The sequence below is a fragment of the Candidatus Eisenbacteria bacterium genome, from assembly GCA_035577985.1.
Taxonomy (GTDB): Bacteria; Desulfobacterota; Binatia; order DP-6; family DP-6; genus DATJZY01.
Genome location: DATJZY010000152.1, coordinates 1 through 11,629, shown reverse-complemented (window position 1 = coordinate 11,629; position 11,629 = coordinate 1). Strand labels below are relative to the sequence as shown.

Here is an 11,629-nt window from a genome sequence, read left to right as displayed (position 1 = left end):
GTGGGTTGGGGCGCAGACCCTTGGGCGCCGTACCCGGAGCGAGACAGGCGTAGGCATGCGTGGAGAGGCGCGGTTGTTCGGAGTGCTGGGAGATCCGGTGGAGCATTCGCTCTCGCCGGCCATGCACAACTCGGCCTTCGCGGCGCGTGGGATGCGCCACCTCTATCTGCGCTACCAGGTCCCGCTGGAGGCGTTGCCCGAGGCGCTGGACGAGGCCCGCACGCTCGACATGGGCGGCCTCAACCTGACGGTCCCGCTGAAGGAAGCCGCGCTGCCCCTCGTGGACGAGGTCACGGCCGAAGCCGAGCGCATCGGGGCCGTGAACACGATCGTACACCGCGACGGGCGCCTCGTGGGCGACAATACCGATGCGCGCGGATTCTTGCGCGCCATCATGAGCCGGGTCCGCCTCGAGCGCGCCCAGGTGGTGGTGATCGGCGCAGGGGGAAGCGCCCGAGCGGTCGGCACGGCGCTTGCGAGCGCTGGCTGCGATCGCGTGACCATCGCCAACCGCACCGTATCGCGAGCCCAGGAGCTCGCCGAGCGTCTCTCGGCCCTCGGCGGCGCGCGCGTCGCCGCCACCGGGCTCGACGCGCTCGAGGCCGCCGACGTGCTCGCCGGCGCGAGCCTCGTCGTGAACACGACGAGCACCGGCCTTTCGGCCGAAGGCATTGTGATCCGCCATACGATGACGCCCCGACATTGCCTCTTCATGGACCTCGTCTACGGGGCCGAGCCGACGCCGTTCCTGCGCGCGGCCACGCGCGCGCGGCGCCCCGCCCTCGACGGCACCGGCATGCTGCTGCACCAGGGCGCCCTCGCCTTCGAAGCCTGGACGGGGGAACCCGCGCCGCTCGACGCCATGCGCCGCGCCCTCGGACAGGCCGGCCTTCCGGTCGCCGACGCCAAGCCGTCGGCCGGACGGGGAGGGAACTGATGGCGTCCCGGCTCGGCGATCTGCTTCAGCGGCGCGGGGACCTCTCGGCGGAGCAGCTCGCGCACGCGCTCGTCGCCCAGCGCGAGCACTCGGGCGCGCTCGCGACCCACCTCATCAAGCTCGGGTTCATCTCCGAGGAGGACCTGCTCGCGATCCTCGAGCGCGAGTATCGCCTTCCGGTCGTCGATCCGGCTTCGCTGGAGATCCCGAAGGAGGTCCTCGCCCTCGTTCCGCAGGCGCTCGTCGGCAAGCACCACCTGATTCCGACGAGCCTCTCGCGGAACACGTTGACGCTCGTCATGGCCGACCCGTCGAATCTCGTCGCCATCAACGAGGTCAAGTTCCTCACCGGCTTCGACGTGAAGATCGCCGTCGCATCGCCGGCAGCCATCCAGGCAGCGATCGAGCGGCACTACAACAGCGACGCCAACTTCGACGACGTGCTCTCGCAGCTCGGCAACGAGAACGTCGAGGTCGTGCAGGACGAGGACGACGTCGACCTCGGCGAGCTCGAGAAGGCCACCGAGGAAGCCCCGGTCGTCAAGCTCGTCAACGCCATCCTCACCGACGCCATCCGCAAGCGGGCGAGCGACATCCACATCGAGCCGTACGAGAAGGCGCTCCGCGTCCGGTTCCGCGTCGACGGCATGCTCTACGAAATGATGCAGCCGCCGCTGCGGCTCAAGAACGCCATCACGTCACGCATCAAGGTGATGGCGCAGCTCGACATCGCCGAGCGCCGTCTGCCCCAGGACGGCCGCATCAAGATGAAGCTCACCGGCAACAAGGAGATGGACTACCGCGTGTCCGTTCTGCCGACGATGTTCGGCGAGAAGGTCGTGCTCCGGCTCCTCGACAAGTCGAACCTGCAGCTCGACATGACGAAGCTCGGGTTCGAGGAGGAAAACCTCCGCCACTTCAAGGAGGCGATCTACAAGCCGTTCGGCATGGTGCTCGTCACGGGTCCCACCGGCAGCGGCAAGACGACGACCCTCTACTCGGCCCTGGCCGAGCTGAACAAGGTGGCGAACAACATCTCGACTGCCGAGGACCCGATCGAGTTCAACCTGGCCGGCATCAACCAGGTGCAGATGCACGACGACATCGGGCTCAACTTCGCGGCCGCCCTGCGCGCCTTCCTGCGGCAGGACCCGGACATCATCATGGTGGGTGAGATCCGTGACTTCGAGACGGCCGAGATCGGCGTCAAGGCGGCGCTCACCGGCCACCTCGTGCTCTCGACGCTGCACACGAACGACGCGCCGTCGACGATCAACCGGCTCCTCAACATGGGCATCGAGCCGTTCCTCGTCGCCAGCTCCGTGAACCTGATCCTCGCCCAGCGGCTGGCGCGCGTCATCTGCTCGCACTGCAAGGAGGACGAACCGGTTCCGGTCGAGACCCTGCGCAAGATCGGGTGGACCGGCGAGCCCTTCGTTCCCCAGCACGGCACCGGGTGCGTCAACTGCGGCGGGACCGGCTTCCGCGGGCGCATCGCGCTCTACGAGGTGATGCCGATCGGGGACGCCCTGCGCGAGCAGATCCTCGCCGGCGGCACGGCCATCGACTTGAAGCGCGTGGCCGTCGCCCAAGGCATGGCGAGCCTCCGCCAGTCCGGCCTGGTCCACGTCGCACGCGGCACGACGACCATCGAGGAAGTCCTCCGCGTGACGATGGCCGACTGACGCAGGCGCTCGGCTGAACGTGGTGCGCGGGTGCGGGGGCTCCGGCTCCGCTCCGATTCGGCGCCGACGCTCGAGCAGGCACGAGCTTGCGTCGCAGCCGGCGCCTCATAGGCGCTCCACCGGCGCCCCAGCGCCCGCGCTTCCGAAGCTCGCACGTCGGCGTCGGGCGGCGGCGTCCGCCGTACAGGAATGTTGCCCGAGCGTTTCAAGAGCGAGGGATCGACGCAAAGCTGACGCATGTGCGGGCTCGCTTCGGAGCAAGCACGTGCAGCGCGGCGTGGCACGCAACCTGCTTTTCCGCCTGCGATGCCGTCCATCGAAGCCTTCCTGCGTGAAATGGTCGAGCGCGGTGCGTCCGACCTCCATTTGACCACCTCGAGCCCGCCGATGATCCGCCTCCACGGCGAGCTGCAGGCGATCGCGCATCCGCCGCTGACGGCGAGCGATACCAAGAACCTCGCCTACAGCCTGCTGACCGAAGGGCAGAAGAAGCGCTTCGAGGAAGAGGCCGAGCTCGACTTCTCGTTCGGGATCAAGGGCGTAGCCCGCTTCAGAGGCAACCTCTTCAACCAGAAGGGGTCCATCGGCGGGGCGTTCCGTACGATTCCCCATCAGACGCCACAGCTTCATCAGCTGGGTCTGCCGCCCGCGACCATCGAGATGACGAAGCTGCCGCGCGGCCTCGTGCTGGTCACGGGGCCCACCGGCAGCGGCAAGTCGACCACGCTCGCGGCCATGATCGACAAGATCAACCGTGAGCGACACGAGCACATCGTCTCGGTCGAGGACCCGATCGAGTTCGTCCACGAGCACAAGGGCTGCCTCGTGAACCAACGCGAGGTCTTCGCCGACACCCACAGCTTCGCGCAGGCGCTCAAGCACGTGCTGCGGCAAGACCCCGACATCGTGCTGATCGGCGAAATGCGCGACCTCGAGACGATCGAAGCCTCGCTGGTCGTCGCCGAGACCGGTCACCTGGTCTTCTCGACGCTGCACACGAACTGCGCCGTGCAGACCATCAACCGCGTCATCGACGTCTTCCCGCCCCACCAGCAGGCGCAGGTCCGCGCGCAGCTCTCGCTGGTCCTGCAGGCCGTGATCTCGCAGCAGCTGATCCCCCGCAAAGACGGGAAGGGCCGCTGCCTCGCCGCCGAAGTGATGATCCCGAACCCCGCCATCCGCAACCTCATCCGCGAAGAGAAGGTCCACCAGCTCTACTCGCAGATGCAGGTCGGGCAGTCGAAGTTCGGGATGCAGACCATGAGCCAGTCGCTGGTCGCGCTCGTGCAGCAGAACCTGATCTCCGTCGACGAGGCGCTCGGCCACGCGACGGAGCTCGAAGAGCTGCGCCAGATGCTCGGAATCAGTCGGACCCAGACGACGACACCCCAGCAGCCCGCAGCCCGGGCAGCCGGTCGCTAGCCGCAGGAAGGAGCCGTACCCATGCCGACCTATCGCTGGCAGGGCGTGTCGCCCAAGGGCGAGACGCTCAAGGGCGAGATGGAGGCGACGAGCCGCGAGGCCGTCATCATCCGTCTGCGCACGCAGCGCATTCAGCCGGTCCCGTCGAAGATCAAGGAGAAGGGCAAAGGGCTCGACAGGGAGCTCGCGCTTCCGAACTTCGGCGCACCGGTCAAGGCCCAGGACATCGTGATCTTCACGCGGCAGTTCGCGACCATGATCAACGCGGGCTTGCCGATCTTCCAGTGCCTGCAGATCCTCTCGACCCAGAGCGAGTCGAAGGTCTTCCGCAAGGTGATCTCGGAGATCAAGGACGACGTCGAGTCGGGCAGCACGCTCGCCGACGCGACCCGCAAGCACCCGAAGGTCTTCCCCGACCTCTACACGAGCCTCGTCCAGGCCGGTGAGATCGGCGGTATTCTCGACACGATCCTGCAGCGCCTCGCGAGCTACCTGGAGAAGGCCGCCGACCTCAAGCGCAAGATCAAGGGCGCGATGATCTATCCCGCGTGCATCGTCACCGCCGCGATCCTCGTCACGGCCGTGCTCCTCATCTGGGTGATCCCGGTCTTCGCCGACGTGTTCAAGAGCTTCGGCGCCCAGCTTCCGGCGCCCACGCAGTTCGTCATCAACCTCTCGAACTTCATGGTCGCCAACGTCTACTACCTGGCGTTCGTACCGGTGGCGGCGGTCTTCGCATTCCGCGCGGCGTATCGCACGGAGCAAGGGAACATGGTGATCGACAGGCTCCTGCTCAAGGCACCTGTCTTCGGGCAGCTCCTCCGGAAGTCGTCGGTGGCGCGCGTGACTCGCACCCTCTCGACCCTCGTTTCGTCCGGCGTGCCGATCCTCGATGCGCTCAGCATCACGGCCCGCACGGCAGGAAACAAGGTGATCGAGAAGGCGATTGCCGAGGCGCGGCAGAGCATCGCGAGCGGCCACACGATCGCCGACCCGCTCATCGCCAGCAAGGTGTTCCCACCGATGGTCTGCCAGATGATCTCGGTCGGTGAGACCACGGGCGCGCTCGATGCGATGCTCGGCAAGATCGCCGACTTCTACGACGCCGAGGTCGATCAGGCCGTGGCAAACCTCATGTCGATGCTCGAGCCGCTGGTGATCGTCTTCCTCGGCGTCGTCATCGGTGGCCTCGTCATCTCCATGTACCTGCCGATCTTCAACCTGGGAGCGGTAATTCAGTGACCATTGTCGTCGTAGCAGTGGCGCTCGTCATCTATGCGTCGCCCGCCGCGCTGGCCGCCCGACCGGAGCTAGCACGAAAACCAATGCAACCACGCGGGGTTCTGTCGCCCTGCTGGAACGGCCGCCGTCGGCATCGGGCTTGCTGCTAATCCCAAAACGCCGAGAGGACGGCGACACATCATACCCAATAGGGAGGACGGAAATGCGCAGTCTCGCCAAAGTGAAGAAGAAGAAGCAGAAGGGTTTCACGCTGATCGAGCTCCTGGTCGTGGTGGCCATCATCGGCATCCTGGCCGCCATCGCCATCCCGCAGTTCGCCGCGTACCGGCAGCGGGGATTCCGCAGCCGCATCGTGTCGGACGTGCGTAACGCCGCGACCGGCATGGAGGCCCTCTTCGTCGACAACAGCAGCTACGCCGCGGTGAACGCGACGTGCTCGAACCTGCCCGGCTTCGCGGTGTCGGCGGGAACGACCCTTGCCTGCACGGGCACGGCCACGGCGTTCACGGTGACCGGGACCAACGCCGGCGCCCCGGGTTACACCTGCACCTGGAACAGCGCGTCTTCGCCGCCGCTCGTCTGCGCGTAAGCCGTCGAATGACGACGGAGAGGAGAACTACAATGCGAAATCACACAATCAAGCGTCAGAAGCAGACGGGCTTCACCCTGATCGAGCTCCTGGTCGTGGTGGCGATCATCGGCATCCTGGCCGCCATTGCGATCCCGCAGTTCGCAGCGTACCGTCAGCGCGGCTTCCGTAGCCGGATCGTCTCGGACGTCCGGAACGCCGCGACCGGTATGGAAGCCCTCTTCGTAGACAACAGCAGCTACGCTGCGGTGAACGCGACGTGCTCGAACCTGCCCGGCTTCTCGGTGTCGGCTGGTTCCGTCCTCGCCTGCACGGGCACAGCGACCGCCTTCACGGTCACCGGGACCAACGCCGGCGCTCCGGGTTACACCTGCACCTGGAACAGCGCCAGCAGCCCGCCGCTCGTCTGCGCGTAAGATCAGACCACAGACCTGCGACGTAGAGGAAAAAGAAAATGCTCAAGCAGACTAATCTGAAGCGTCAGAAGCAGACCGGCTTCACGCTGATCGAGCTCCTGGTCGTCGTTGCAATCATCGGCATTCTCGCCGCGATCGCGATCCCGCAGTTCGCTGCCTACCGGCAGCGTGGGTTCCGCAGCCGGATCGTCTCGGACGTCCGGAACGCTGCGACGGGCATGGAGGCCCTCTTCGTCGACAACAGCAGCTACGCGTCGGTCAACGCCACGTGCTCCAACCTGCCGGGCTTCTCCGTCTCGGCCGGCACGACCCTCGCCTGCACGGGAACGGCGACCGCGTTCACGGTCACCGGGACCAACGCGGGCGCTCCGGGCTACACCTGCACCTGGGACAGCTCGGCCTCGCCGCCTCTTACCTGCGCCTGATCCGACCTGATCCGTACGAACCCGACGGGGGATGGACGCAACGTCCATCCCCCGTTTGCGTTTTAGCGCCGTCGATTGACGGCCGATACTCCGAACGATAGCCGTGAACGCACTCCTGGCCGTCATGACTCCCGATCCCGCGACCGCCGAGCTCGGCGGCTGGTTTCTGGGTGTGATCGCCTTCTGCATGGGCGCCTCGATCGGGAGCTTCCTCAACGTCTGCATCCACCGGATCCCCGAGGACGAGTCGATCGTGCGTCCCGGGTCGCGGTGTCCCAAGTGTCGGACGCCGCTGGCGTGGTACGACAACGTGCCGCTGCTGTCGTGGGTGCTCCTGCGGGCGCGCTGCCGGCGCTGCGGCGTGCGGATCGCGGCCCGCTATCCGCTGGTCGAGCTCGCGACCGGCGGGCTCGCGCTCCTGGCGCTCTGGCGGCTCGGTCCGACCCCGGCCGCCCTGGTCGCCTTCGCGTTCACCGCGGCGCTGCTCCTCATCACCTTCATCGACTTCGACCACTTCTTCATCCCCGACGAGGTGAGCCTGCCGGGCATCCTCATCGGCCTCGCCGCCTCGTGCCTGCCCTCGGGCATCGGGCTCGCGAACGCCGTCCTGGGGGCGGCGCTCGGGGGCGGTATCCTGTGGCTCGTCGCGTGGGGCTACGAGCGCACGACGGGCACCGAGGGCATGGGCTTCGGCGACGTGAAGCTGCTCGCCATGATCGGCGCGTTCGTCGGCTGGCAGGCGATCCCGACGGTGTTGATCGTCGCGTCGATCGCGGGCTCGTTCGGCGGCGTGCTCGCGATCTTCGGTCCGCGCGGCCGCCGCGCGCTCGCGCGCGTGCGCCATCGCCTCGGCTGGCGCGCGGTCGGCCCCTTCGTACGGCGTGCGGCGCGTCGCACGGCGATTCCCTTCGGACCATTCCTCGCGCTCGGCGCAGTCGTCGCGCTCTACCTGCCGCTGTTCTCGCTGCCGTTCACGCTCTCGGCGTGAGCGTCCCGTTGCGTCAGCTCGCACGCGCCGCTACCTAGGCTCCCGCACGCGACGCCCCGCCCCGCCGACGTGCTCCGGAAGGAGGCATGCATGCAGGGGCGACGCGGCACGACGCTGCTCGAAGCCGTGATCGCGCTCGCGCTCGGGAGCATCGTGGCGGCCACGGCCTCGGCGCGCCTGGCGACGATCGCGTCCGCGCTCGAGCTCGCGTCGAGCGCACGCGGTCTCGGGCAGGCGCTACGCATGGTCCGGGCACAGGCGATCGCCGAGGGCGCGGCGCTGGACGCCACCTTCGACGCTGCGAGCGGCACCTGGTCGATCCAGGACGCGGGGGGTGCGACACGCTCGACCACGGCGCTGCCGGCCCCCGTCGGCTTCGCGTCGCTGCCCGTGCGCCGGCGCATCCGCTTCGGGTCGACGGGCACGGCGGAAAACGGGACCGTCGTCCTCGCCGCCGACGGGCGCGACGCCAGCATCATCGTCAATCAACGCGGCCGCGTCCGGCTGCAGTGACCATGCGCGGCTCGTCGATCGTCGAGGTGCTGGTCGCCCTGGCGCTCGCCGCCGTGGCCGCGGGTGGGCTCGCCGCCACGGCGGGAACCAGCGTGCGGGCGCTCGTGCAGGCCGGCCGCGACGCCGCCGCGCTGACGCTCGCCACCGAGCGCCTCGAGACGTTGCGCGCGGGCCCGCGTGCCGACGGCGTCGATTCGACCGTGGCGTCCGACGGCGCGACGTTCTCGCGGACGTGGGCCGTGTCGGCGGGTCGCGGCCGGCCCGACCAGCTCGCCACGAGCGTCACGTGGGGCCCCCATCGCCTCGATCTCGAGACCGAGGTCTGGCCATGACGCACCGAGCGCGCCGAGCTCGGGGAACGATGCTCGTCGAGCTGTTGGCCGGCCTCACCCTGGGTGCGCTCGTCCTCGCGGTCGCGATGACCGCCACCGCCAGCGGCGTGCGCCTCCTCTCGCGGCTGTCGCTCCACGCCGAGGTCGACGACACCGCGCAGCTCGCGGTAGAGGCGTTCCTGTTCGACGTGCGCCGCGCCGGCGACGACCCGCGCGCCGCCGGTGTCGCGCCGCTGGCCGAGGCGCTCGCCGACCGTCTCACCCTGCACGCCGACCTCGACGGTGACGGGATCGTCGATGATGCATCGGAGGAAGTGACCGCGTACGCCTGCAACCTCGCGGCGCGCGGGCTCTCGCGCATCATCGGCAACCAATCGCTCCCGCTGGCGAACGACGTCGTCGGCTGTGGATTCGCCTACGCCGACGAGACCGGCGCCGCCCTCGTCGTTCCCCCCGCCGGACTCGACGCCGCCGCGCGCGCCCGCGTCCGTCTCGTCACGCTCGATCTGGCGTTGCAGCCGGCGGGATCGAGCACGCCCGCGATGCGGCGCTTCGCAACCGCCGTCAGGGTGGTGCCATGAGGCGACCTCGTGGCAGCGTCGTCCTGCCCGTCGCGCTGGTCGTGCTGGTGATCGCGACGGTGCTGTCCGCCGGCCTCGCCGAGGTGACGCGAACGGAGCTCGTGATCGGACGCCATCGCCGCGTCGCCGCGGCGGCGCTGGCCGCAGCCGACGCGTGCCTCGCGCGCGTCGTCTCCGTGCTGCCCGCGGGTTGGGACTTCCGGCCTGCCCTGGCCGGCGCCGACGGCGTGCTCGGCACGGCCGACGACGGCGCGGTCCCGGCGCCCGCCGGGTGCACCGCGAATCTGCGCCCCGGTCCCCTCGATGCCGCTCGTCCAACCCTCGACGTCGCCGCCTCCGCGGCGGGCGGCGCCCGGGCGCTGCGCGCGACGATGGGCCGAGCCGCAGGCATCGGCGCGCAGAGCCTCGTGTGGATCACGGACCCCACCCGACTGGGCAGCGTCACGGGGACGCTCGCGCTCGATGCGAACGATCCCGCCCGACCCGATGCTCCGGCGCTCGCCGGCATCGCGGGTCCCGCCGACGCGAGCGTCATCGACGCGTGGCTCGTCGCCGTACCCGGTGTGTCGTCGGCCGCCGGAACCGGCGCGCCGCTCTACGCGCCGGCCCCGCCATTCGCCGAGCTCGAGGCTCGCATGGTCGCTCTGGGCGCCGCGCCCATCTTCGTGTCGAGCCCTCCGCCCGCACCGGCGACGGTGACGCTCGCGTCCGGTGATCTCGTCCTCGACGTCGGCGGCGCGGGGGCCGGCGTGCTGGTCGTGCAGGGTCGCCTGGACATCCGAGCAAACTTCTCCTTTAGTGGTGTCGTGGTCGCGGGGGGCGGTCTGGTGGTCGCGAGCGGCGCCAGGTTCGACCTGGCGGGGACTCTCTGGCTCGGCGCCGCCGCGGGCGCGCCCGCGCTCGACGTCGCCGGCACCGTCACCGTCCGGCACGACGTCGCTGCGCTCGGCGCGGCCGAGGCCCTCGTACCGCTTCCGCGGCGCGCGCGGGCCGTCGGAATGCAGGACATCTGACCGTGCCGAGCATCCTCATCATCGACAGCGACGACGAATCGGTACGGTCGATGTCGGACCTCCTCGCGACGCGCGGTTTTGCGGTCGAGGCCGCGACCAACGGCGAGACCGCGTTGGCCATGCTCGAGCGCCGGCGCCCGGACGTCGTCCTGCTCGACGTGAGCATGCCCACCATGGACGGTATGGAGGTGCTCGATCGCATCCGCGCCAACCCGCAGCTCGCATCGACGCCCGTCGTGATCGTAACGGCCAGGAAGGGCGACGACGACGTCCTGGCGGGCTACAAGTTCGGTGCCGACTACTATCTCACCAAGCCGGTGACGCCGCGGCGGCTCCTGCGCGGCATCGGCCTGGTGATGGGTCGCGAGTTTCCGGAGTAGCGCAGCTTGCAGCGCGCCGAGCGGCCGGGCTACAGCCACCCTGCCCGTGTCGCTCCTCATCACATTCGAAGGCATCGAAGGCTCCGGAAAGTCGACGCACGCGCGCACCCTGGCGGCACACCTCCGTCGTGGCGGGCGAACGGTCCTGGAGACGCGCGAGCCGGGCGGTACGGCCGCGGGCGCGGCGATGCGCCGCCTCCTGCTCGGCGACGAGGCGACGCCGCTCGTGCCGCTCGCCGAGCTGCTGCTCTACTGCGCGGACCGTGCCCAGCACGTGGCGGAGGTGATCCGGCCGGCGCTGGCGGCCGGGACGATCGTCGTCTGCGACCGCTTCTCCGATTCCACGATCGCGTATCAGGGCTATGCGCGGGGTCTCGACCTCGATCTCGTACGGGCGCTCGACGCCCACGCGCGCACGGACGTCACCCCGTGGCTCACGTTCCTCCTCGACTGCCCGGTCGCGACGGGCCTCGCGCGCGCGAAGGCCCGTGGCACACCCGGCGACCGCTTCGAGCGCGAGGCGGCCCGCTTCCACGAACGCATCCGCGACGGCTTCCGCCACCTGGCCGCGGCGGAGCCCGACCGCATCGTCGTCGTCGACTCGACCGCCGACGCCCGCTCCGTCGACCACCAGATCGCCACCGAAACCGACCGCCGCCTGGAGCGCGCGTGAGCGCGCGACGGCCGTCCGGCGGGTGCGCCCCGCGCACCCGCTCTCACCGGAGCGCGCGTGAGCGCGCGACGGCCATCGGAGGCGGGTCGCTTCTCCCACATCGTCGGGCACGAGCGCGTGCTGCAGCAGCTCCGTGCGTCGGTCGCATCGAACCGGCCCGCGCACGCCTACCTCCTCTCGGGCCCGCCCGGCATCGGCAAGCGCACGGTCGCTGCGGCGTTCGCGGCGGGGCTTCTGTGCGAAGCGCCGGCGAACGGCGACGCCTGCGGGCGCTGCAACCAGTGCACGCGCGTCGCCGCCGAGACCCATCCAGACCTCGTCATGGTGCGGCGCGAAGAGGGGCGGCGTGACATCCGCACCGAGCAGGCGCGCGAAGTGACGCGCTGGCTGACGCTCCGGCCGCTCATGGCCGAGCGCAAGGTGGCCGTCATCG

Annotated in this window: 14 protein-coding genes and 1 pseudogene; all 15 read left to right on the top strand. The window is 69.6% G+C overall.

Going from position 1 to position 11,629, the window contains the following annotated elements:
* Positions 1-55: 55 nt before the first annotated feature.
* Entirely contained in the window at positions 56-937 is an 882-nt protein-coding gene (aroE, locus tag VMS22_22055) for a shikimate dehydrogenase (protein ID HXJ36728.1), read from the top strand.
* Positions 934-2,622, top strand: a complete 1,689-nt coding sequence (gene pilB / locus VMS22_22050; GenBank protein ID HXJ36727.1) for a type IV-A pilus assembly ATPase PilB — start codon at positions 934-936, stop codon at positions 2,620-2,622. The genes aroE and pilB overlap by 4 nt, the downstream gene beginning before the upstream one ends.
* A gap of 306 nt (positions 2,623-2,928) precedes the next feature.
* On the top strand, positions 2,929-4,044 hold the full coding sequence (locus tag VMS22_22045) for a type IV pilus twitching motility protein PilT (protein ID HXJ36726.1): 1,116 nt from the start codon (positions 2,929-2,931) through the stop codon (positions 4,042-4,044).
* A gap of 21 nt (positions 4,045-4,065) precedes the next feature.
* Positions 4,066-5,286, top strand: a complete 1,221-nt coding sequence (locus VMS22_22040; protein ID HXJ36725.1) for a type II secretion system F family protein — start codon at positions 4,066-4,068, stop codon at positions 5,284-5,286.
* A 202-nt stretch (positions 5,287-5,488) separates the two neighbouring features.
* Complete coding sequence (locus tag VMS22_22035; GenBank protein ID HXJ36724.1) at positions 5,489-5,875, top strand: prepilin-type N-terminal cleavage/methylation domain-containing protein; 387 nt, start codon at positions 5,489-5,491, stop codon at positions 5,873-5,875.
* A 32-nt stretch (positions 5,876-5,907) separates the two neighbouring features.
* Positions 5,908-6,291 carry a prepilin-type N-terminal cleavage/methylation domain-containing protein gene (locus tag VMS22_22030; GenBank protein ID HXJ36723.1) on the top strand — a complete coding sequence of 128 codons (384 nt, stop codon included), beginning with the start codon at positions 5,908-5,910 and terminating at the stop codon, positions 6,289-6,291.
* Positions 6,292-6,347: 56 nt separating this feature from the next.
* Positions 6,348-6,443 (top strand): annotated as a pseudogene (locus tag VMS22_22025) (type II secretion system protein).
* Between the two features lie 376 nt (positions 6,444-6,819).
* Entirely contained in the window at positions 6,820-7,704 is an 885-nt protein-coding gene (locus tag VMS22_22020) for a prepilin peptidase (GenBank protein HXJ36722.1), read from the top strand.
* Between the two features lie 90 nt (positions 7,705-7,794).
* Positions 7,795-8,217: a GspH/FimT family pseudopilin gene (locus VMS22_22015; protein ID HXJ36721.1), complete on the top strand. Its 423-nt coding sequence runs from the start codon at positions 7,795-7,797 to the stop codon at positions 8,215-8,217.
* Between the two features lie 2 nt (positions 8,218-8,219).
* A complete protein-coding gene (locus tag VMS22_22010) occupies positions 8,220-8,549 on the top strand; it encodes a hypothetical protein (protein ID HXJ36720.1) in 330 nt (109 codons plus the stop codon).
* Positions 8,546-9,130, top strand: coding sequence for a hypothetical protein (locus VMS22_22005; GenBank protein ID HXJ36719.1), 585 nt, complete (start codon positions 8,546-8,548; stop codon positions 9,128-9,130). Before VMS22_22010 ends, VMS22_22005 begins: the two co-directional genes overlap by 4 nt.
* The gene (locus VMS22_22000; GenBank protein HXJ36718.1) at positions 9,127-10,143 is read left to right on the top strand and encodes a hypothetical protein; all 1,017 of its coding nucleotides are present in this window, start codon (positions 9,127-9,129) and stop codon (positions 10,141-10,143) included. Before VMS22_22005 ends, VMS22_22000 begins: the two co-directional genes overlap by 4 nt.
* A 2-nt stretch (positions 10,144-10,145) precedes the next feature.
* Positions 10,146-10,523 (top strand): response regulator, encoded by a 378-nt coding sequence (locus tag VMS22_21995; protein ID HXJ36717.1) that lies wholly within the window; start codon positions 10,146-10,148, stop codon positions 10,521-10,523.
* Positions 10,524-10,569: 46 nt separating this feature from the next.
* Entirely contained in the window at positions 10,570-11,196 is a 627-nt protein-coding gene (gene tmk / locus VMS22_21990; GenBank protein HXJ36716.1) for a dTMP kinase, read from the top strand.
* A 57-nt stretch (positions 11,197-11,253) separates the two neighbouring features.
* Positions 11,254-11,629 (top strand): DNA polymerase III subunit delta' (locus VMS22_21985; GenBank protein ID HXJ36715.1); only part of this gene is annotated, 376 nt, incomplete at its 3' end.

Coding starts and splice junctions, on each gene's coding strand:
- VMS22_22030 (HXJ36723.1), top strand. CDS start 5,908: ATGCGAAATCACACAATCAAGCGTCAGAAGCAGACGGGCTTCACCCTG.
- VMS22_22000 (HXJ36718.1), top strand. CDS start 9,127: ATGAGGCGACCTCGTGGCAGCGTCGTCCTGCCCGTCGCGCTGGTCGTG.
- VMS22_22040 (HXJ36725.1), top strand. CDS start 4,066: ATGCCGACCTATCGCTGGCAGGGCGTGTCGCCCAAGGGCGAGACGCTC.
- VMS22_22035 (HXJ36724.1), top strand. CDS start 5,489: ATGCGCAGTCTCGCCAAAGTGAAGAAGAAGAAGCAGAAGGGTTTCACG.
- VMS22_22015 (HXJ36721.1), top strand. CDS start 7,795: ATGCAGGGGCGACGCGGCACGACGCTGCTCGAAGCCGTGATCGCGCTC.
- aroE (HXJ36728.1), top strand. CDS start 56: ATGCGTGGAGAGGCGCGGTTGTTCGGAGTGCTGGGAGATCCGGTGGAG.
- VMS22_22045 (HXJ36726.1), top strand. CDS start 2,929: ATGCCGTCCATCGAAGCCTTCCTGCGTGAAATGGTCGAGCGCGGTGCG.
- VMS22_22005 (HXJ36719.1), top strand. CDS start 8,546: ATGACGCACCGAGCGCGCCGAGCTCGGGGAACGATGCTCGTCGAGCTG.
- VMS22_22010 (HXJ36720.1), top strand. CDS start 8,220: ATGCGCGGCTCGTCGATCGTCGAGGTGCTGGTCGCCCTGGCGCTCGCC.